General features: G+C 70.8%; 18 protein-coding genes and 1 riboswitch. Of the genes, 14 read left to right on the forward strand and 4 right to left on the reverse strand.

Features of this window, described 5'->3' with window-relative positions; genetic code table 11:
* A partial coding sequence (locus tag OU415_RS34605) for a carboxyl transferase domain-containing protein (RefSeq protein WP_270953820.1) occupies positions 1-1,288 on the forward strand: 1,288 nt, incomplete at its 5' end.
* A 196-nt stretch (positions 1,289-1,484) separates the two neighbouring features.
* Here OU415_RS34605 and OU415_RS34610 read toward each other — a convergent pair.
* Positions 1,485-2,189, reverse strand: coding sequence for a nucleotidyltransferase domain-containing protein (locus OU415_RS34610; protein WP_270953821.1), 705 nt, complete (start codon positions 2,187-2,189; stop codon positions 1,485-1,487).
* A gap of 155 nt (positions 2,190-2,344) precedes the next feature.
* Here OU415_RS34610 and OU415_RS34615 point away from each other — a divergent pair, with 155 nt between their 5' ends.
* The 5 genes from OU415_RS34615 to OU415_RS34635 are packed head-to-tail and all read left to right on the forward strand — an operon-like array spanning position 2,345 to position 6,988.
* The gene (locus OU415_RS34615; protein ID WP_270953822.1) at positions 2,345-3,121 is read left to right on the forward strand and encodes a 2,3-dihydro-2,3-dihydroxybenzoate dehydrogenase; all 777 of its coding nucleotides are present in this window, start codon (positions 2,345-2,347) and stop codon (positions 3,119-3,121) included.
* Positions 3,122-3,149: 28 nt separating this feature from the next.
* Positions 3,150-4,394, forward strand: coding sequence for an isochorismate synthase DhbC (gene dhbC, locus OU415_RS34620; RefSeq protein ID WP_270953823.1), 1,245 nt, complete (start codon positions 3,150-3,152; stop codon positions 4,392-4,394).
* An 11-nt stretch (positions 4,395-4,405) separates the two neighbouring features.
* Positions 4,406-6,034, forward strand: coding sequence for a (2,3-dihydroxybenzoyl)adenylate synthase (locus tag OU415_RS34625; protein WP_270953824.1), 1,629 nt, complete (start codon positions 4,406-4,408; stop codon positions 6,032-6,034).
* Positions 6,035-6,075: 41 nt separating this feature from the next.
* Positions 6,076-6,729, forward strand: a complete 654-nt coding sequence (locus OU415_RS34630; RefSeq protein ID WP_270953825.1) for an isochorismatase family protein — start codon at positions 6,076-6,078, stop codon at positions 6,727-6,729.
* A gap of 22 nt (positions 6,730-6,751) precedes the next feature.
* Complete coding sequence (locus tag OU415_RS34635; RefSeq protein WP_270953826.1) at positions 6,752-6,988, forward strand: phosphopantetheine-binding protein; 237 nt, start codon at positions 6,752-6,754, stop codon at positions 6,986-6,988.
* Positions 6,989-7,219: 231 nt separating this feature from the next.
* Here OU415_RS34635 and OU415_RS34640 read toward each other — a convergent pair whose 3' ends face one another.
* The gene (locus OU415_RS34640; RefSeq protein WP_270953827.1) at positions 7,220-8,806 is read right to left on the reverse strand and encodes a beta-N-acetylhexosaminidase; all 1,587 of its coding nucleotides are present in this window, start codon (positions 8,804-8,806) and stop codon (positions 7,220-7,222) included.
* An 89-nt stretch (positions 8,807-8,895) separates the two neighbouring features.
* Entirely contained in the window at positions 8,896-9,753 is an 858-nt protein-coding gene (locus tag OU415_RS34645) for an EamA family transporter (protein WP_270953828.1), read from the reverse strand.
* A gap of 74 nt (positions 9,754-9,827) precedes the next feature.
* On the opposite strand from OU415_RS34645, the gene OU415_RS34650 reads away from it, so the two are divergent.
* A complete protein-coding gene (locus tag OU415_RS34650) occupies positions 9,828-10,733 on the forward strand; it encodes a LysR family transcriptional regulator (RefSeq protein WP_270953829.1) in 906 nt (301 codons plus the stop codon).
* A 9-nt stretch (positions 10,734-10,742) separates the two neighbouring features.
* Here the strand turns inward: OU415_RS34650 and OU415_RS34655 are convergent, their stop codons facing one another.
* Positions 10,743-12,620 carry a propionyl-CoA synthetase gene (locus OU415_RS34655; protein ID WP_270953830.1) on the reverse strand — a complete coding sequence of 626 codons (1,878 nt, stop codon included), beginning with the start codon at positions 12,618-12,620 and terminating at the stop codon, positions 10,743-10,745.
* 382 nt (positions 12,621-13,002) lie between these two features.
* Here OU415_RS34655 and OU415_RS34660 point away from each other — a divergent pair, with 382 nt between their 5' ends.
* The 7 genes from OU415_RS34660 to gcvP all read left to right on the forward strand — a co-directional run bounded on the left by OU415_RS34660 (position 13,003) and on the right by gcvP (position 20,214).
* Positions 13,003-13,242: a hypothetical protein gene (locus OU415_RS34660; protein ID WP_270953831.1), complete on the forward strand. Its 240-nt coding sequence runs from the start codon at positions 13,003-13,005 to the stop codon at positions 13,240-13,242.
* A gap of 163 nt (positions 13,243-13,405) precedes the next feature.
* Entirely contained in the window at positions 13,406-14,107 is a 702-nt protein-coding gene (locus OU415_RS34665; protein ID WP_408641971.1) for a CDP-alcohol phosphatidyltransferase family protein, read from the forward strand.
* 174 nt (positions 14,108-14,281) lie between these two features.
* A complete protein-coding gene (gene gcvH, locus OU415_RS34670; protein ID WP_270953832.1) occupies positions 14,282-14,668 on the forward strand; it encodes a glycine cleavage system protein GcvH in 387 nt (128 codons plus the stop codon).
* A gap of 118 nt (positions 14,669-14,786) precedes the next feature.
* Positions 14,787-15,245, forward strand: coding sequence for a glycogen accumulation regulator GarA (garA, locus tag OU415_RS34675; protein WP_270953833.1), 459 nt, complete (start codon positions 14,787-14,789; stop codon positions 15,243-15,245).
* Positions 15,246-15,647: 402 nt separating this feature from the next.
* Complete coding sequence (locus OU415_RS34680; RefSeq protein ID WP_270953834.1) at positions 15,648-16,124, forward strand: bifunctional nuclease family protein; 477 nt, start codon at positions 15,648-15,650, stop codon at positions 16,122-16,124.
* A gap of 271 nt (positions 16,125-16,395) precedes the next feature.
* A complete protein-coding gene (locus OU415_RS34685) occupies positions 16,396-16,965 on the forward strand; it encodes a MerR family transcriptional regulator (protein ID WP_270953837.1) in 570 nt (189 codons plus the stop codon).
* An 89-nt stretch (positions 16,966-17,054) separates the two neighbouring features.
* Positions 17,055-17,155: riboswitch (glycine riboswitch) on the forward strand.
* A gap of 173 nt (positions 17,156-17,328) precedes the next feature.
* A complete protein-coding gene (gene gcvP, locus OU415_RS34690; protein WP_270953835.1) occupies positions 17,329-20,214 on the forward strand; it encodes an aminomethyl-transferring glycine dehydrogenase in 2,886 nt (961 codons plus the stop codon).
* The last annotated feature ends 23 nt before the right edge of the window (positions 20,215-20,237 follow it).

Below are 20,237 nucleotides of genomic sequence, written 5' to 3' on the forward strand. Positions count from 1 at the left end.
CGGCCGGGGGTTCGAGGAGTTCGAGCCCCCGGCGGTCCGGGACGCGGTGGACGGCCCGCTGGGCTGGCCGGGTTACGACGACCAGCGCGCTCGCGCGACCGACCGCAGCGGCGCCGACGAGTCGGTGCTCTGCGGTCGTGCCCAGGTCGGGGAGCGGTCGGCGGTGCTGGTCGCGTTCGACTTCGCCTACCTCGGCGGATCGGTGGGGGAGGCTGCTGGCGCGCGGATCGTGGCGGCGTTCGAGCGGGCACGGGAGCTGCGGCTGCCGGTGATCTCGCTGGTGGCCTCCGGCGGCAGCCGCATGCAGGAAGGGATCTGCGCGCTCCGGCAGTTGCAGGAGATCGCCCGAGCGTGCCTGCTGGCACGTCGCGAGGGGATCGCCCACATCACGGTGCTGCGCAATCCGACAACCGGCGGCATGTGGGCGGCGCTGTCGGCAGCCGCTGACGTGGTGCTGGCCGAGCCCGGCGCGGCGGTCGCCTTCGGCGGCAGCCGCGTGCGCAGCGCCGCCGACACCGGCGAGGCGTTCAGCGCGGAGGGCAAGCTCGACGACGGCCAGGTGGACCGGATCGTCGGTCCCGCCGAACTGCCGTCGGTGCTCGCCGACCTGGTCCGCCTGCTGCAGCCGCAGCAGTCGCCGGAACCGGCCCCGGTGCCGAAGTCGCAGGCCAGCGCCGAACCGCCGGCCACCGGCTGGGAAGCGGTCCAACGAGCACGAGCCGCCGACCGCCCCCGTGCTCAGTCCTATTTGGACGCCTACTTCACCACCCGCTTCGAGATCAGCGGAGACCGGGTGGGCGGCCGGGACGAGGGCATGCTCTGCGGCTTCGGTGAGCACGAAGGCCGCACGATCGCCTACGCCGCCCAAACCGGAACCGCCAACACCCCAGCGGGATTCCGCACCGCCGCCCGCCTGATCAGACTCGCCGACCAGCTCGACATCCCGGTCCTGACCCTGGTCGACACCCCAGGCGCGGCCAACGATGCCGCGGCCGAACAGGCCGCGATCGGCCCAGCGATCGCCGAGGTCTTCACCGCGGTCGCCGACGCCGAAACCCCGATCACCACCCTGGTCATCGGCGAGGGCGGCTCCGGCGGAGCCCTCGCCCTGGCCTCACCGGACCGCACCTGGATCACCGCAGACGCCTATTTCGCAGTAATAGCCCCGGAATCCAGCGCAGCAATCCTCAAAAGGGACCAGGCTGAAGTCCCAGACCTGGCCACCCACCTCCAACTGCGCCCCCAAGACCTCCTGAACCACAGCTTCGTCCAAGGCCTCGCCCCCTGAAGCCGCGCGCCCGCTGCCCAGGAACCGTGAGCACTTTGGGCTGCCACAACGACCCAAAGTACTCACGGGCACACCGCAGATCCGCGCGTCGGAAGACCAGGCGTCTTTACCGTTGACTTGCCACGGGACACCATCCCGCGTTGAGAACGCAACGAGCACTTTCGGCTCATCCCCAGACCGGGCCTTGTTGGATCGCTCAGGGGGTTCGGGGGTCGGTGACTTCGTAGCCTTCGCGGAGGGGGCCGCCGACGCTGTCGAGGACTTCGCGGGTGACCGCTGCGAGGCGGGTGGGGTTGGTGAGCGAGGTGGCGAGGCGTTCGGCCAGGTCGGGGTCGTGGTCTCGGAGTTCGCGGAGGAGCCATTTGCCGGTGCCTTGCCAGCGGCGGGCCGCGAGGAGGGCGAGTTGTGCGGTCTTGGTGAGTGCGCGGGCAGCCGTGAAGGTCGTTTCGGCCGGGTCGGTGCTGCCGGTGAGGTCGTCGAGCAAGTCGGTCAGGTCGTAGCGGTGGGCGTCGAGTTCGGCGGTCGTGGCGGGTGCTGGCCCGGCGGCCAGGCGCTCGCGCATCTCCGCTTGGAGACGGGTTCCCAGACCGTCGGAGTCGGTCACGATCGCGCCTTCGGCGATCAGCCGTGGGATGCCTGGCCAGCGGCGTTCGAGGTTGTCGGCGCAGTAGGCCGCGAGGCTCCGCTCGTCGTGCTCCAGCACCTCGACCGGCCAGCCTTCCCAGGTCAGCGACCTGCGCGTCGGCTGGTCCCGGGGTGCGGTGACCACCACCACGTCCAGGTCCGATGTCGCCGTGCGGCGGGGTGTGAGGACGCTGCCGCCCACGATCACCAGGCGGGCTGAGCCGAACTCCTGCTGGGCAAGGCGGCGCGCTGAGGCGATCGGGTCTGCGTCCACCACGTCGTTCTACCTCGACCCGGGGTGCGGGAGAACCGCCGATCGTCGCGGTCGGTGATCAATGCCACCTGGTTGGTGGGGCGATCTGGGCACTTCCGTGTTCTAAACTCAGGCTCGCCTGACAAAGGTTAGGCTAGCCTGAGTTTTCAGAAGGTGCGATGAACCGGACGGGGATCGGCGGCGCGGTCGCCATCGTGACAGGCGCAGGCCAGGGCATCGGCGCTGCGGTGACCAGAGCGTTGGTCGAGCTCGGCGCCACCGTCGCCGCGGTGGACCGAAACTCCGAGCAGGTCGAGGCCGTCGCCGCGGAGCTGGGTGACCAGGTGCGGGCGTTCCAGGCTGACGTGGCCGACGCGGCGGCCGCCGCCGAGGTGGTGGAGCAGGCTGAGGCCGAGCTCGGGCCGGTCGAGGTCCTGGCCAACGTCGCCGGGGTGCTCCAGGTGGGGACCGTGCAGGAGATCACCGACGAGGACTGGCAGCGGACCTTCGCGGTCAACACCACCGGGGTGTTCAACTTCTCCCGCGCGGTGGCGGAGCGCATGATCCCCCGCAAGCGCGGCTCGATCGTCACGGTCAGCTCGAACGCCGCGGGCGTGCCCCGGCACGGCATGGCCGCCTACGCCGCGTCCAAGGCCGCGGCCACGATGTTCACCAAGTCGCTCGGGCTGGAGCTGGCCGAGCACGGCATCCGCTGCAACGTCGTCGCCCCCGGTTCCACCGACACCGACATGCAGCGCGGCATGTGGGCCGACGAGCGCGGTGCCGAAAGGGTCATCGCCGGCTCGCCCGAGGCCTTCAAAGTCGGCATCCCGCTGCGCAAGCTGGCCACGCCCGAAGACATCGCCGACGCCGTGGTCTTCCTGGCCTCCGAGCAGGCCAAGCACATCACCATGCACGACCTGTACGTCGACGGCGGCGCCACGCTGCGCGCCTGACTCCTGCCGCGAACCCCGAAAGGTTGCCATGACCACGATCGACAGCGATATCGACAGCCTGGGCCTCGTCGCGGACGATGCGGCGGCGCGGTTGCTGGCCGCCTACGAGGCGGGCTCGTCGTTCCTGTTCTCCACGCCGCGCGGCGTGATGCTGGCCCGCGGAGTCTCCGCGACGGTCCCGAAAACCCAGTGCGCGCGGGAGAACCTGCCGAAGCGGGTCGCGGAGTTCTTCGCCAGCGCAGCCGAGTTCGGCCACCGCAACCCGGTGGTCGTCGGCGCGGTGCCCTTCGGCAACAACCTGCCCGCGCACCTGGTGCTGCCGGAGGAGGTGTTCCACGCCGACCCGCTGAACGTCATGGTGCCGCAGAGCCCCCGCAGCGGGGCGCCCGAGTGCGAGGTCCGCGCGGTGCCCGCGCCGGGTGAGTACGAGCGCGGCGTGAGCCGAGTGCTGCGGAGGCTGGACGACGGCGAGCTGAGCAAGGTGGTGCTCGCCCGGTCGCTGGAGCTGACCGCTGCCGAACCCATCGACGTGCGCACCGTGCTGCAGAACCTGGCCCTGGCCGACCCGGCCAGCTACACCTTCGCGGTGGACCTGCCGCGGCGCGGCGAGGACGGCACCCGCGACAGCTTCGGCCCGCAGCCGAGGCTGCAGCGCACCTTCCTCGGCGCGAGCCCGGAACTCCTGGTGTCGCGACGCGGCATGAAGGTCCGCTCCAACCCGATGGCGGGATCGCGCCCGCGCAGCACCGACCCGGTCGAGGACCGGCGCCGCGCCGCCGAACTGTCCACATCGGACAAGGATCTGCGCGAGCACGCGGCCGTGGTGGAGGCGGTGGCCGATGCGCTGCGCCCGTACTGCCGCGAGCTGACGGTGCCCGAGCCGTCGGTGATCAGCACCAACGCCATGTGGCACCTGGCGACCGAGGTCACCGGCGAGCTGCGCGATCCCGCGACTTCGTCGCTGGAACTGGCCGACGCGCTGCACCCGACCCCGGCGGTGTGCGGCACCCCGGTGCAGCGGGCGCGCGAAGTCATCGCCGAGACCGAGCCTTTCGAGCGCGGCTACTACGCGGGCATGGTCGGGTGGTGCGATGCCTCCGGGGACGGCGAGTGGGTCGTGGCGATCCGCTGCGCCGACGTCGAGGACGAGTCGCTGCGGCTCTACGCCGGAGCGGGCATCGTCGCGGGCTCCGACCCCGCCGACGAACTCGCCGAGACCTCCGCGAAGTTCCGCACCGCGCTGTCCGCGATGGGCCTGGACCAGGCAGTCTGAAGGGACTGGAGATGACCGCACCGCTTCCGGACCACCCGATCTGGCCGCCGGAGTTCGCCGACCGCTACCGCGCGGCGGGCTACTGGCGCGGCTACACCTTCGGCCAGATGCTGCGCGAACGCGCGGCCGAGCACCCCGACCGCATCGCCGTGGTCGACGGCGAGCGCCAGGTGTCCTACCGAGCGCTCGACGTGCGCGCCGACCGGCTCGCGGCCGGGCTGCGCGAGACCGGCATCGGCAAGGGCGATCGCGTCGTCGTGCAACTGCCCAACATCGCGGAGTTCTTCGACGTCTGCTTCGCGCTGTTCCGGCTCGGCGCCGTGCCGGTCTTCGCGCTGCCGTCGCACCGGTTGACCGAGGTCTCCTACTTCTGCGAGTTCAGCGAGGCCGCCGCCTACATCACCACCGACGTCGAAGCCGGCTTCGACCACCGGGAGCTGGCCGCCGAGGTGGTGGCGAAGCTGCCGGACCTGCGGGTGTTCATCGCCGGTGAGCCCGGCGAGTTCACCGCGCTGTCCGAAGTGGACGCCGAACCGGTGGAGCTGGACGGGCCCGAACCCGGCGACCTGGCGTTCCTGCAGCTGTCCGGCGGGAGCACCGGGGTGCCGAAGCTGATCCCGCGCACCCACGACGACTACATCTACTCCTTCCGCGCCAGCAACGAGATCTGCGGCGTCACGGCCGACACCGTCTACCTCGGGGCGCTGCCGATCGCGCACAACTTCCCGATGAGCTCGCCCGGCACGTTCGGCGTCCTGCACGCCGGTGGGCGCGTGGTGCTGGCCCGCCGCCCCAGCCCGGACGAGGTGTTCCCGCTGATCGAGCGCGAGCGCGTCACGCTGGCCGCCGCGGTCCCGCCGCTGGCGCTGGTGTGGCTGGACGCGGCCGGCAGCACCGAGCACGACCTGTCCAGCCTGGAGGTCCTGCAGGTCGGCGGGGCCAAGTGCAGCGAAGAAGTCGCGCGCCGGGTCAAGCCCGTGCTCGGTGCGACGTTGCAGCAGGTCTTCGGCATGGCCGAGGGCTTGGTGAACTACACGCGGCTCGACGACCCGGAGGACGTCGTCCTCACCACCCAGGGCAGGCCGATCTCACCCGACGACGAGCTGCTGGTCCTGGACAACGACGACAACCCGGTGCCGCCGGGCGGAACCGGGCACCTGCTCACCCGCGGGCCCTACACCATCCGCGGCTACTACCGGGCCGCCGAGCACAACGCGAAGGCCTTCACCCCCGACGGCTTCTACCGCACCGGCGACGTCGTCCGGCTCACCGCGGAGGGCAACATCGTCGTGGAAGGCCGCGCGAAGGACCAGATCAACCGCGGCGGCGAGAAGATCGCGGCCGAAGAGGTGGAGAACCACCTGCTGGCGCACCCCGCGGTCCACGACGCGGCCGTGGTGTCCATGCCCGACGACTACCTCGGCGAGCGCAGCTGCGCGTTCGTGGTTCCGCGCGGAACCCCTCCGAAGGCCCGCGAGCTGATCAAGTTCGTCCGCGAGCGCGGGCTGGCCGCCTACAAGGTGCCGGACCGGGTCGAATTCGTCGAGCAATTCCCGCAGACCGGCGTCGGCAAGGTCAGCAAGCGCGACCTCCGCGAGGCGATCAGCCGCGAGCTGGTGCCGGAACTCCGCCGTCGCTGACATCCGCAACGACCGATCACCGACACAGAAGGAGGTCGCCCGTGGCGCTTCCGACCATCGCCCCGTACCGCGTCCCGGACCAGGACGAGCTGCCGGAGAACCGCGTGGCCTGGCGGCCCGACGCGGACCGCTCGGTGCTGCTGATCCACGACATGGAACGGCACTTCGTCAACGCCTTCCCCGCGGACGGCGAACCGCTGGACCAGGTCGTGCCGAACATCCGGCTGCTCCGCGAGCGCGCGAAAGCGGCTGGTGTCCCGGTGGTGTACTGCGCGCAGCCCGGCGGTCAGACGCCCGAGCAGCGCGGCCTGCAGCTGGAGTGGTGGGGGCCGGGAGTCGCCGACCCGGCGCAGGAGGCGATCATCGACGAGCTGGCGCCGGACGCCGACGACGTGCTGCTGACCAAGTGGCGCTACAGCGCGTTCCAGCGCACCGAACTGCGCGAACTGCTGCGGGGCTGGGGACGCGATCAGCTGATCATCACCGGGATCTACGCCCACATCGGCTGCCTGATGACCGCCGCCGAGGCCTTCCAGCAGGAGGTCCAGGCGTTCCTGGTCGCCGACGGGGTCGCGGACTTCTCCGCGGAGGAGCACCGGATGGCGCTGACCTACGCGGCCAAGCGGTGCGGTGTGGTCGACACCGCGCACCGCTTGGCGCAGGACCTCGCGGTCCGAGAGTCCGAAGTGGCCTGACGATTTAGTGGGAGTGCGTGCGATGTCGCAGAAGTTGACGCTGGAAGACGTCCGGGAGCAGGTCGCCGAGCTGCTCTACGAGGACCCGGCGGAGCTCACCGACGACGAGAACCTGATGGACTGGGGCCTGGACTCGGTCCGGATCATGACCCTGGTGGAGAAGTGGCGCCGCCTCGGCGTCCAGATCACCTTCGCCGACCTGGCCGAACGCCCCACCCTCGAGGACTGGTGGACGGTCCTCGAACCCAAGGTCCGGTGACGCTCCGTCCGAGGTGACGCAAATTCAATGGAAATCGGACGTCCGATTTCCATTGAATTTGCGGAAGTTCTCCACAGGACCCGGAACTTGTCCACAGGTCCCGACACGCCGGGGTCCCGACACGCCCGGGTGTGCAGTTTCAATTGAAACTGTGATCCGCCGTGGGTGGGATCTGCAGTTTCAATTGAAACTGTGGTCCCACGGGGGAGCCGCTTGGCTTGGGGCTGGGGGTCAGGTGGTCCAGGGGATTTGGGGGGACTTGTAGTAGTTGGTGGTGGCGGCCTCCAGGCGGGGGCCGTGGGTGGACAGGCGTTGGGCGAAGGAGTTCCAGTCGTGGGTCCCCTTCGGGGACCAGGCGAGTTCGGCGATGGCCGGTAGGCGGGGGAAGGCCATGAACTCGATGTGATCGGAGTTCTCCAGGGTTTCCGACCACAGCGGGGCCTCGACACCCAGCACCGAGTCCTCCGGGACGCCCTGGAGGTAGCTGCCCGGGTCCCAGCCGTAGGCGTCGGCCACCTCGATGAAGCCGGCCCACTGCAGGCCCAGCGGGGTGTTCTCGTCGTACTTCATGTCCAGGTAGGACTTGTTCGCCGGGGAGACCAGGATCTTGTTGCCGCGGGCCACCGCCTCGTTCAGCAGCGGGTCGGAGTCGGTGGTGCCCCAGTACTGCAGCACCGACTCGCCCTGCGGCTCGGCCTTGCCGTACTCGTGCCAGCCGACCGCCGTCTTGCCGTACTTCTCGACCATCGGCAGCACTCGCGACACGAACGCCTTGTAGTCCTCGTCGGTGGTGGAGTCCGCCTCGTCGCCGCCGATGTGCAGGTAGGGGCCGGGGGTGATCTCGGCCAGTTCGCGGATGACGTCCTCGACGAACCGGTAGGTCACGTCCTTCTCGACGCACAGCGAGCTGAACCCGACCTCGATGCCGGTGTAGAGCGGTGGCGCCACGCCGTCGCAGTTCAGCTCCGCGTAGGAGGCCAGCGCGGCGTTGGTGTGCCCGGGCATGTCGATCTCGGGGATGACCGTGATGTGCCGGGACGCGGCGTACTCGACGATCTCGGCGTAGTCCTGCTTGGTGTAGTGCCCGCCCGGACCGCCGCCGACCTCGGTGCTGCCGCCGTACTCGGCCAGCTTCGGCCAGCTGTCGATCTGGATGCGCCAGCCCTGGTCGTCGGTCAGGTGCAGGTGCAGCCGGTTCATCTTGTACCGGGCGATCTGGTCGACGTAGCGCTTGACCTGGTCGACGGTGAAGAAGTGCCGCGCCACGTCGAGCATCGCGGCCCGGTGCTCGAACCGCGGCTGGTCGACGATCTCGCCGCCGGGCACCGTCCACGGCCCGGGCTGCCGGGTGGGGCTCTCGATCGCGGCGGGCAGCAGCTGGCGCAGCGTCTGCACGCCGTTGAACAGCCCTTCGGCGCTGGCGGCGCGCAGGTCGACGGTCTCGCCGGTGACCTGCAGCCGGTAGCCGGCCGGGCCGAGCCCGGCGCCGTCGTCCAGCTCCAGCGAGATGTCACCGGTGCCGACCTCGTCGCCGCTGACCGGTACTGGGAACCCGGTCGACGGTCGCAGGACCCCGGCCAGGTACGCGCCGACCTCGGCGGCGTCGCCGGATGCCCGGATCGAGGTCTGCTCGGTGAGTTCGAAGGTCGTCGCCGGGTCGGGGTGCACCGATTCCGGGGCGGGGATGATGTTGTCCATCGCGGAGTTCTCCACGGCGGGTGCGGCCGTCGCCGGAACCGCGGTCCCGGCGACCAGCGCACCGGCCACGACGGCGAGCGCGCTCCTGCGCACCGTCGGTCGAGTCGGTCCTGAGGTCATGTGCGTTCGCTCCTCGGAGTCGGGAACGGACACAAAGGTATAGACCAAAATTGGTCGAGGGAGCCTCCGAACGGACGCATCGGACGACCTCAGCGGTCCCGGGCGAGCACCGCGCCGATCGAAGCCGCGGTGACGCAGCCCAGCGCGACGAGCTGGATCGGGGACAGCAGTTCGGCGAGCAGCAGCAATCCGGCCAAGGCGCCGGTGGCGGGCTCCAGGCTTTGCAGCACCCCGACGACCCGCGGTGGAATCCGGCGCAGCGCGGCCAGCTCCAGCGAGTACGGCACGACCGCCGACAGCACCGCGATTCCCAGCCCGGCCAGCAGCACGGTGGGGGAGAGGAGTGCTGTCCCGGACTCGGCGATCCCGAACGGCAGCACGAGCACCGCGGCGCATGCGACCGCGAGCGCGAGCGGGGAGCCGTCGTCGCTGATCGCGCCGATGCGGTGGCTCAGCAGGAGGTAGCTGCCCATGCCCGCCGCCGACACCAGGGCGAGCCCGACCCCGATGGCGGGCAGCGGCGCGCTGACCGGGCCGCAGAACAAGAACACCCCCGACGCCGCCAGCGCTGCCCACAGCACGTCGCGCGGACGTCGCGAGCTGAGCAGCGCGACGGAGAGCGGGCCGAGCAGCTGGAGCGTGCTGGCGACCGCGACCGGAAGGTGCGCCAGCGCGAGGTAGACGACGTTCATCGTCGCGATCGCTGCGCCGAGCGCGACGATCAGCACGCGCGGGCGCCGGTCGACGGGGATTCGCGGTCGCCGCAGCACCAGCAGCAGGACAGCCGCCAGCGACAGCCGCACGCCCGCGACCCCGAGCGGCCCCACGACTGCGAACAGCTGCTTCCCGAAGGCCTGTCCGAACTGGACGCTGACGACGGCGCCGAGCACGAGTGCGAACGGCGGCACGGCGACCGGATGCGGGCGCGTTGGTGGGGGTGACTGCACGCCTGAAGCCTGGGGCGGGCCACCACTTCAGGTCCATCTCGCATTTCAGCCCGCAACTGTGCAGAATCGCCTCAATGATCGACCTGAGACGACTCCAGGTCCTGCGCGTCCTCCGGGCAGAGGGCACCGTGACCGCGACCGCGCGGGCGCTCTACCTGACGCCCTCGGCGGTCTCCCAGCAGATCCGGTTGCTGTCCCGGGAGATCGGCGCCGAGCTGCTGCGGCCGGAAGGCCGACGAGTGCGGCTCACCCCCGCGGCGCACATCGTGCTGGCACACGCCGATGCGATCGCTGCCGAATGGGAGCAGGCCCGCGCCGATCTGGCCGCGCATTCCGCCGGTGCGGTGGGCCAGGTCCGGGTGGGCGGCTTCGCGACCAGCTTCGGCTCGCTGCTGGCACCCGCTGCCGCGCGGCTCCGCGACTCCCATCCGCGGTTGGAGGTGCAGCTGCGGGAGACCGACATCGACGACAGCCTGCGCCTGCTGCTGGCCGAGCAGACCGATCTGGTGGTCCTGCCCGTGGCGGGCACCCCGCCGCTGGACGACTCGCGGTTCGACCAGCAGGTCCTGCTCGACGACCCGCAGGACCTCGTGGTGTCCGCGGACCACCCGTTCGCCGAGCTCGATGCCGTCCGGCTGGCCGAGACCGCGCACGAGACCTGGATCGAGCCGCACCACGACCAGTTCCAGCTGATCGAGGTCGCGTGCGCAGCAGCCGGGTTCGCCCCGCGGGTGGCGCACGGGGCGGCGGAGTGGAACTCGGTGCTGGCGATGGTCGCGAGCGGGCTCGGCATCTGCCTGCTGCCCCGGCTGGCCACCACCTCACCGGACCACCGGGTGGTGCGGATCCCGTTGCGGGACGAGCCGGCGCCGTCGCGGAGCATCCTCACCTGCGTGCGCCGGGGCAGCCGCGCGCAACCGGCCATCGCCGCCGTCCTCCAGGCGCTGGAAGACGTCGCGCGGGACCGGCTGCGCGGCTGAGACCTTCGATCACTCGCCGCGCAGCGCCGGGCGCAGCCGCTCCAGCACCGCGGGGTCCTCGATGGTCGAGGGCACCTTGGTCTCACCGGTGTCGGCGATCTCGCGCATCGACTTGCGCAGGATCTTGCCCGAGCGCGTCTTCGGCAGCCCGTCGACCACCGCCACCTCGCGGAACGCCGCCACCGGCCCGATCTGCTCGCGCACCGCCGCGACGAGCTCCGAGCGCAGCGTCTCCGGATCGATGTCCACACCGGACTTGAGCACCACGAGCCCCCGCGGCACCTGGCCCTTCAACGAGTCGTGGACCCCGATCACCGCGCACTCGGCGACCGCCGGATGCGCCGCCAGCACCGCCTCCATCGAACCGGTGGACAACCGGTGCCCGGCCACGTTGATCACGTCGTCGGTGCGGCCCATCACGAACACGTACCCGTCCGCGTCGACGTAGCCGTTGTCGCCGGTGAGGTAGTAGCCGGGGTAGCGCGACAGGTACGACTCGCGGAACCGCTCGTCGTCGCCCCACAACGTCGGCAGCGTGCCCGGCGGCAGCGGCAGCCGGATGCAGATCGCACCGTCGGTCTCCGGCGGCAGCGGGTCGCCCGCCTGGTCCAGCACCACCACGTCGTAGCCCGGCACCGGCACCGTCGGCGACCCCGGCTTGACCGGCATCGGCTCCATCCCGCGCAGGTTCGCGCAGATCGGCCAGCCCGTCTCGGTCTGCCACCAGTGGTCGATGACCGGCACGCCGAGCTTCTCCGACGCCCAGTGGTAGGTCTCCGGATCCAGCCGCTCGCCGGCCAGGAACAACGTCTCCAGGCTCGACAGGTCGTGCTCCGCCAGCAGCTCGGCGTCCGGATCCACCCGCTTGATCGCCCGGAACGCGGTGGGCGCGGTGAACAGCGCCTTGACGCCGTGATCGGCGATGACGCGCCAGAACGCGCCGGCGTCCGGGGTGCCGACGGGCTTGCCCTCGTAGACCACCGTCGTCGCCCCGGTCAGCAGCGGCGCGTAGACGATGTAGGAGTGGCCGACCACCCAGCCGACGTCGGAGGCGGTCCAGAAGACGTCGCCCGGACCGATGTCGTAGATGTTGGCCATCGACCAGCGCAGCGCCACCGCGTGCCCGCCGTTGTCGCGCACCACGCCCTTCGGGCGGCCGGTGGTGCCGGAGGTGTAGAGCACGTACAGCGGATCGGTCGCCTTGACCGGGACGCACTCGGCCGGTTCGGCCTGCGCCAGCGCGTCGTCCCAGTCCACGTCCCGCTCGCCGAGCTCGGCGCGGGCCTGCTCGCGCTGGAGCACGATCACCCGCCGCGGCTGGTGCTCGGTCGTCCGCAGCGCCTCGTCGACGATCGGCTTGTACTCCACGACCCGGTTCGGCTCCAGCCCGCAGGACGCCGCGACGACCACGGTGGGCCGGGCGTCCTCGATCCGCGCGGCGAGCTCCTTCGGCGCGAAACCGCCGAAGACCACCGAGTGCACCGCGCCGATGCGGGCGCAGGCCAGCATCGCGATCGCCGCCTCGGGGATCATCGGCAGGTAGAGCACCACGCGGTCACCGCGCTCCACGCCCTGCGCTCGCAGCGCCCCGGCGAACAGCGCCACCCGCTCCAGCAGCTCCCGGTAGGTCCAGCGGAGCACCTGACCGGTCATCGCCGAATCCCAGATCAGCGCGTCCTGGTCCCCGCGGCCGTCGCGGACGTGCCGGTCCAGCGCGTTGAAGCAGGTGTTGAGCTCCCCGTCGGGGAACCAGCGGAAGAACGGGTCGGCGTCGCCGTCGAGGGCGCGCGACGGTTCGCGCACCCAGTCGATCGCCTTCGCCGCGTCGAGCCAGAAACCCTCCGGGTCGGTCAAACTCCGCCGGTGGGCCTCGGCATACGCACCCATGACCAACTACCTCCCGCGTCCGCCGCCAGTTGCCTGACGTCCTACCGCACAACCACCCCGGGCGCCAGGGTTTCGCCGGCAGAGCGTTGGAACCCCGGGACGACGCACGTCGCGCTGGTGCTCTGCCGCACCCGGAACACGTTCTGCCACACCGGAAACGGCCGTTGACCGCCGAGCGGTACCGCTGAGTTCGGCCGGACGTAGTGCCCGGCTGGTCGCGGAGTGCAGTTCGGCGACGGAACGTGTCCGCTGGGCGCTGCGAAACCGATTCGGCGCGACGTGGAGTGCGTGCTGGATCACAATCGGGAGCGAGTCTGAGATCGGGCTAACAAAAAGGCGCCGCGCGCCGACAACAGAATCAGAAAACGGAGGTGCTGCAACGATGAGCACGGAACCGGCCCGGTCCGCCGAGGCGTCCACCGCCCAGTTCGAATCCCGCACGGCCACCACGGCCGACCTTCCCACCGCGCCCTGCAGCGTGGTGTGGAGCGGTGGACATTCCTACGTGCGCGAAGGCGCTGCCGGCGCTCCCTGGGCCGGCGTGGACGACCGCGGGCGGGCGCGGTTCCTCACCGATGCCGAGCTCTGCCGCCGCGGTTGGAGCCGCACCCCGGCCTCCTAGTCGTGGTGGCTCCGGACTCCCGCCGCGCGCCCCGCCCGATCTGCTCGAAGCGCGGGGGAGTCCGGCCGCCAAGTGTGTTGTGCGCCGAATGTGAGATCCTGACCCCGAGGGGATGCGCATCCGTGCATCTGGGGTAGTACGCACAACCATTCAGGGGAGGCTCGTGGTGCAGGACGCCGAGCGCACCACGGAGAACACCACGAGCGGAGGGCACGGGGACAACTCCGGCCACCCGCAGGATGGCCGCCCGGATCCCGGCATAGCCCGGATCCGCGAAGCCGCCGCCGGGGTGTGGGCCGATCCATGGTGGACACTGCCGAACCTGCTCAGCGTGCTCCGCCTCGCCGGAGTACCCCTGTTCCTGTGGTTGCTGCTCGGCCCGAAGGCCGACCTGCTCGCCCTGCTGGTGCTGGTGATCAGCGGGGCCACCGACTGGCTCGACGGCAAGCTCGCCCGCTGGCTGAACCAGTACAGCCGCCTCGGCGAACTGCTCGATCCGGCCGCCGACCGGCTCTACATCGTCGCCACCCTGATCGCCTTCGTACTCCGGGACGTCGTGCCCTGGTGGGTCGCCGCCGCGCTGGTCCTGCGGGACGTGGTGCTGACGTTGTGCCTGCCGGTGCTGCGCTGGCACGGCTACGAGCCGCCCGAAGTGCACTACCTCGGCAAGGCCGCGACGTTCTGCCTGATGTACGCGTTCCCGCTGTTGTTGCTGGTGCAGGAGGAATTCCCGCTGTCCGAAGTGGTGCGTCCGATCGCCTACGCCTTCACCTGCTGGGGCGGCGCGCTGTACCTGTGGGCCGGAATCCTCTACCTCGGCCAAGTGGTCGCGGCAGTCCACCAAGCGCGTTCGAGAACAGCCTGACATCTCGCCTGCGCTGAACGGCTGACGTCGATTCGGCCGACAGCGCACTCCTCGCGCGCCGCCGCGAGCCGTCTTGCGGGCGGTGCTGCGCGGTGCATACGCTCGCCGAGCCGATCACGCCCGCAGTGCGCGATCGGTGATCCAAGTAGCAGCGGACGAGGAAGGCGGGACCACGTGGCGGCCCCGGACGAGATCAAGTACACCGAAGAGCACGAGTGGGTCCAGCGCACCGGCGAGGACACCGTGCGCATCGGGATCACCGACTACGCCCAGCAGCAGCTCGGCGACGTGGTGTTCGTGCAGCTGCCGGACGTGGGCCAGCAGGTCGCCGCCGGGGACTCCATGGGCGAGGTCGAGTCGACCAAGAGCGTCTCGGACATCTACGCCCCCGTCACCGGTGAGGTCACCGCGCGTAACGACGGGCTCGAGGACCAACCGGAGTTGGTCAACTCGGCCCCGCAGGGTGACGGCTGGATGGTCGAGATCAAGCTCGCCGAACCGGACCAACTGGCCGGTCTGCTCGACGCCGAGGCCTATCAGAAGGTGATCGACCAGGCATGATCGTCGATCTGTCGGGGTCGGCGACGAGAATGTCGGGAGTCCCGCGTCCCGCGCCTGCCCAGGCACGGTACGTTGGGTACCTACTTGGCACGATCTATCCGCGTGGAGGAGAGCTCAGGTGAGCCAGAACAGCGGCTACGGCGACGTTCCGCCAGAGCAGTCACCGGAGACCACCTCGGTCTTCAGGCCCTTCCTCTCGGAGCAGGAAAGCCCCGAGAGCCCGGCCCCGGAGCCCGCCGCCGCGTCCGGGGTCGACGCACTGCCCGCGGGGTCCGCCCTGCTGGTGGTCAAGCGCGGTCCCAACGCGGGTTCGCGGTTCCTCCTGGACCGCGAGACCACCAGCGCGGGACGGCACCCGGACAGCGACATCTTCCTCGACGACGTCACGGTTTCCCGCCGGCACGCAGAGTTCCGGCGCGAGGGCAACGACTTCGTGGTGGTCGACGTCGGCAGCCTCAACGGCACCTACGTCAACCGGGAACCGGTGGACACCTCGGTGCTCGCCAACGGTGACGAGGTGCAGATCGGCAAGTTCCGGTTGGTCTTCCTGACCGGGCCGATCGACGGCGGCCGCTGAGCCGCCGGATTCGACTTCGCACCCGCCAGCGGGGCGGCGCCGATGAGGCGTCGCCCCGCTGGCGCGTCGCGGTACTTGCGCGACCGGGGTCGATGACATCCGCGGCGGGGGAATTTCTCGACGCCGCAACCGGTTTTCCCGTTCCAGCGGCTTCATTTCCAGCGGTCCCGAGGGACCGCAGCGGTGTATCGTGCTGGTAATGCTCGATGACGAGCTCAGCCAGCGGTTCGGACCCGGCGTTCGGATCAGGTGCCCGAGCGGGCAAGCCGCGACAGCGGTGGTCGACCAGGCCGCCGGAGGGATTGGGCGTAGCCGCCGTATCGCGGGTAGCGTCGGAGGCGTCGGTGCGCGATCCTCGACGGGGATGTCACGCTTCGGCGCGCTGGAGGAGGCGATGTGACGATGAGCAGCGAGATGCGCGTCGTCGGCGTGCGAGTGGAACTACCAGCCAACCAGCCGATCCTGTTGCTGCGCGAGGCGAACGGCGAGCGCTACCTGCCGATCTGGATCGGCTCGGTGGAGGCGACGGCCATCGCGCTCGAGCAGCAGGGCGTGCGACCGCAGCGGCCGCTGACCCACGACCTGCTCAAGGACGTCATCGGCGCCCTGGGGCGCGATCTGGAGCAGGTGCGGATCACCGATCTGCAGGAAGGCACCTTCTTCGCCGAGCTGGTGTTCGACGGGGACGTGCGGGTTTCGGCGCGACCGAGCGACTCGGTGGCGCTGGCGCTGCGCATCGGGGTGCCGATCCACGCCGACGAGTCGGTGCTGGACGAAGCCGGGCTGATCATCCCGGACGAGCAGGAGGACGAGGTGGAGAAGTTCCGCGAGTTCCTCGACTCCGTCTCTCCCGAGGACTTCCGCGGCGCGGACACCTGACGCACCGCAGACCCGAGATGTGACCCGGCCCCCGCTCGCACCTGCAGGCGGGGGCCGGGTCGTCCCGGCGCCCGCGCGTCGCGTTGACCTCCTCGCGAGGCAGGCATACCGTCGGGTTACGCGAAATTGCCCCGATGTGATTCAGCGGGTGAACTGCCGATGCGGCGGTGCTGCACCGCTGGCCGTCGGCGGGGTGTTCGCGGCCCTGATCGCAACCGATTCGGGCGCTGGTGATCGTCGTCGGCGGCAAGCCGGACGAGGGGAGGCAGGCGTGGTCGAGGAAGCGTCCAACGGGGATGCTGCCGCGGAGCAGGGTGGGCTGTTCCCAGACGCCTCGCTGCCGGACGAACTGGTCGGCTACCGGGGCCCGGCCGCCTGCCAGATCGCCGGCATCACCTACCGCCAGTTGGACTACTGGGCGCGCACCAAGCTGGTCGGCCCGTCGATCCGCGGTGCGGCCGGTTCCGGCTCGCAGCGGCTGTACTCGTTCAAGGACATCCTGGTGCTCAAGGTGGTCAAGCGGCTGCTGGACACCGGGGTGTCGTTGCACAACATCCGGGTCGCGGTGGAGCACCTGCGCAACCGCGGCGTCGAGGACCTGGCGCGGCTGACCCTGTTCAGCGACGGGACGACGGTCTACGAGTGCACCTCTCCCGAGGAGGTGGTCGACCTGCTGCAGGGTGGCCAGGGCGTGTTCGGCATCGCCGTCAGCGGTGCGATGCGCGAGATCAGCGGCACCATCCACGAGTTCCCGGCCGAGCGGGCCGACGGCGGTGAGATGGTGCAGGCGGAGGACGAGCTGTCCCGCCGCCGCCGGGACCGCCAGGCCGAGACCGGCTGACCAGCCCCGGCCAAGATCGGAAGACTGTGCCGCAGCTCGCATCGGAGGTCCGTTCGGGCCGCCTGATCGGGTAGGCTGCGACACATCGCCGACCCCGTGCGGGAGAGTCCGGCCCGGCCTAGCCGCGGTCGGCGCCGAAGGAGCAAACCTCCCCGACAACCTCTCAGGCCACCTGGACCGCACGGGCGAGATACCTCTGGAAAGAGGCGGTGCCATCGCTGGCACCACCCGCCGACGGTGCAAGCCCGGTCCCCGGGTGAAGCTCTCAGGCGTTCGCTTCGCGGACGGTGACAGAGGGGGAGAGCAGCGCAGTACTGGCTGCACTGCCGCCCTTGTGTTCGCCGCGATGATTGAGGTTTGGCGATGTCCGACGTGACCCACGACCGCATCCCCCTGGCCGCTCTGGAGCACGGCACGCCGTTCGCCGACCGGCACGTCGGGCCGTCCCCGGCCGAACTGGCCCGCATGCTCGACGTGATCGGCGTCGGCTCCCTGGAGGAGCTGGGCCGCAGCGCGGTGCCGGACGCGATCCGCGAGGACGACCTGCGCCTGGCGCTGCCGGAACCGGCCACCGAGACCGCTGCGCTCGCCGAGCTGCGCGACCTCGCGCGCCGCTGCCACCCGCACACCGAGATGATCGGGCTCGGCTACTACGGCACCACGACCCCGCCGGTCATCCTGCGCAACGTGCTGGAGAACCCGGCCTGGTACACCGCGTACACGCCGTACCAGCCGGAGATCTCGCAGGGCCGCCTCGAAGCGCTGCTGAACTTCCAGACGATGGTTGCCGACCTGGCCGGGGTGCCGGTGGCCAACGCGTCGATGCTGGACGAGGCGACCGCCGCGGCCGAGGGCATGACGCTGGTGCGCCGCGCGGGCAAGTCCAAGTCGCCGCGCTTCCTGGTCGACTCCGACACGCTGCCGCAGACCATCGCGGTCATCCAGACCCGGGCCGAGCCGCTGGGCATCGAGGTCGTCGTCGCCGACCTGTCGGCGGGGCTGCCCGAGGGCGAGTTCTTCGGCGCGCTGCTGTCCTACCCGGGCGCTTCGGGTGCGGTGCGCGACCACGAGCCGCTCATCGCCGACGCGCACGAGCGCGGCGCGAAGGTCGTGGTGGCGTCCGATCTGCTGGCCCTGACGCTGCTGCGCGCGCCCGGTGAGATCGGCGCGGACGTGGTCGTCGGCAACACCCAGCGCTTCGGCGTGCCGATGGGCTTCGGTGGCCCGCACGCCGGATTCATGGCCGTGGCCAAGGGATTCGAGCGGCAGCTGCCCGGTCGGCTGGTCGGTGTGAGCGTCGACGCCGACGGCAGCAAGGCCTACCGCCTGGCGCTGCAGACCCGCGAGCAGCACATCCGCCGCGAGAAGGCGACCAGCAACATCTGCACCGCGCAGGTCCTGCTGGCCGTGATCGCGTCGATGTACGCCGTCTACCACGGTCCGGCCGGGCTGAAGGCGATCGCGACCCGCGCGCACCGGATGGCCTCCGTGCTGGCCGAGCAGCTGCGGCGCGGCGGTGTCGAGGTGCTGCACCAGGACTTCTTCGACACGGTCGTCGCGAAGGTGCCGGGGCGGGCCGACGAGGTCGTGTCCGCGGCGCGGCGCGGCGGCATCAACCTGCGTCGCATCGACGCCGACCAGGTGGGCATCAGCTGCGACGAGACCACCACGCGCGCGAACCTGGCGACGGTGTGGCAGGCCTTCGGCATCGACGGCGTGGACGTCGACGAGCTCGACGCGCAGACCTCCGACGCGCTTCCGCAGGCGCTGCTGCGCACCTCCGAGTACCTGACGCACCCGGTGTTCCACACCCACCACTCGGAGACCTCGCTGCTGCGCTACCTGCGGCGGTTGTCGGACAAGGACGTCGCGCTGGACCGCAGCATGATCCCGCTGGGGTCGTGCACGATGAAGCTCAACGCGACCGCCGAGATGGAGCCGATCACCTGGCCGGAGTTCGGTTCGCTGCACCCGTTCGCGCCCGCCCAGGACGCCGAGGGCCTGCTGTCGCTGGTCAAGGACCTGGAGACCTGGCTGGCCGAGGTCACCGGCTACGACGCGGTGAGCCTGCAGCCCAACGCCGGTAGCCAGGGCGAGTTCGCCGGTCTGCTGGCCATCCGCGCCTACCACCGCAGCCGCGGTGCGGCCGACCGGGACGTGTGCCTGATCCCGGCCAGCGCGCACGGCACCAACGCGGCCAGCGCGGTCATGGCCGGGATGCGCGTGATCGTGGTGCGCTGCGACGAGCAGGGCAACATCCAGCTGGACCACCTGCGCGAGCTGGTCGCCGAGCACGCCGACGACCTCGCCGCGATCATGATCACCTACCCGTCCACGCACGGCGTCTACGAGGACACCGTGCGCGAGGTGTGCGGTCTCGTGCACGACGCCGGCGGGCAGGTCTACGTCGACGGCGCGAACCTCAACGCGCTGATCGGCCTGGCCCGGATGGGCAAGTTCGGCTCCGACGTCTCGCACCTGAACCTGCACAAGACGTTCTGCATCCCGCACGGCGGCGGTGGCCCGGGCGTCGGCCCGATCGGCGTGCGCGAACACCTGGCGCCGTTCCTGCCGAACCACCCGCTGCAGCCGGCGGCCGGCCCGGAGACCGGGGTGGGCCCGATCAGCGCGGCTCCGTGGGGCAGCGCCTCGATCCTGCCGATCTCGTGGGCCTACGTGCGGATGATGGGTGCCGACGGGCTGCGGCGCGCGACGCTGACCGCGGTCGCGGCGGCCAACTACGTGGCGCGGCGGCTCAACAACTACTTCCCGGTGCTCTACACCGGCAAGGGCGGGTTCGTCGCCCACGAGTGCATCCTGGACCTGCGCCAGATCAGCAAGACCAGCGGCATCAGCGTGGACGACGTGGCCAAGCGGTTGGCCGACTACGGCATCCACGCGCCGACCATGTCGTTCCCGGTGGCCGGCACGCTGATGGTGGAGCCGACCGAGAGCGAGAACCTGGCCGAGCTGGACCGCTTCTGCGAGGCCATGATCGCGATCCGCGCGGAGATCGACAAGGTGGTCGCCGGGCAGTGGCCGGCCGACGACAACCCGCTGGTCGGTGCCCCGCACACGGCCGAGTGCCTGGCCAAGGACTGGGACCACGCCTACTCCCGCGAGGAGGCGGCCTACCCGCTGGGCACCGACGTGGCGAAGGTGTGGCCGCCGGTCCGCCGCATCGACGGCGCCCGAGGCGACCGCAACCTGGTCTGCTCCTGCCCGCCCCTGGACGCCTACCAGTCCTGAGCCGTCGGGGGGGGGGGGGGCTG

The sequence above is a fragment of the Saccharopolyspora oryzae genome, from assembly GCF_027853915.1.
Taxonomy (GTDB): domain Bacteria; phylum Actinomycetota; class Actinomycetes; order Mycobacteriales; family Pseudonocardiaceae; genus Saccharopolyspora; species Saccharopolyspora oryzae.

Bases quoted from the DNA above. Each gene is read 5' to 3' on its own strand.
- OU415_RS34615 (WP_270953822.1), top strand. From the start codon at position 2,345: ATGAACCGGACGGGGATCGGCGGCGCGGTCGCCATCGTGACAGGCGCA.
- dhbC (WP_270953823.1), top strand. From the start codon at position 3,150: ATGACCACGATCGACAGCGATATCGACAGCCTGGGCCTCGTCGCGGAC.
- OU415_RS34625 (WP_270953824.1), top strand. From the start codon at position 4,406: ATGACCGCACCGCTTCCGGACCACCCGATCTGGCCGCCGGAGTTCGCC.
- OU415_RS34635 (WP_270953826.1), top strand. From the start codon at position 6,752: ATGTCGCAGAAGTTGACGCTGGAAGACGTCCGGGAGCAGGTCGCCGAG.
- OU415_RS34640 (WP_270953827.1), bottom strand. From the start codon at position 8,806: ATGACCTCAGGACCGACTCGACCGACGGTGCGCAGGAGCGCGCTCGCC.
- OU415_RS34650 (WP_270953829.1), top strand. From the start codon at position 9,828: ATGATCGACCTGAGACGACTCCAGGTCCTGCGCGTCCTCCGGGCAGAG.
- OU415_RS34655 (WP_270953830.1), bottom strand. From the start codon at position 12,620: ATGGGTGCGTATGCCGAGGCCCACCGGCGGAGTTTGACCGACCCGGAG.
- OU415_RS34660 (WP_270953831.1), top strand. From the start codon at position 13,003: ATGAGCACGGAACCGGCCCGGTCCGCCGAGGCGTCCACCGCCCAGTTC.
- OU415_RS34680 (WP_270953834.1), top strand. From the start codon at position 15,648: ATGAGCAGCGAGATGCGCGTCGTCGGCGTGCGAGTGGAACTACCAGCC.
- gcvP (WP_270953835.1), top strand. From the start codon at position 17,329: ATGTCCGACGTGACCCACGACCGCATCCCCCTGGCCGCTCTGGAGCAC.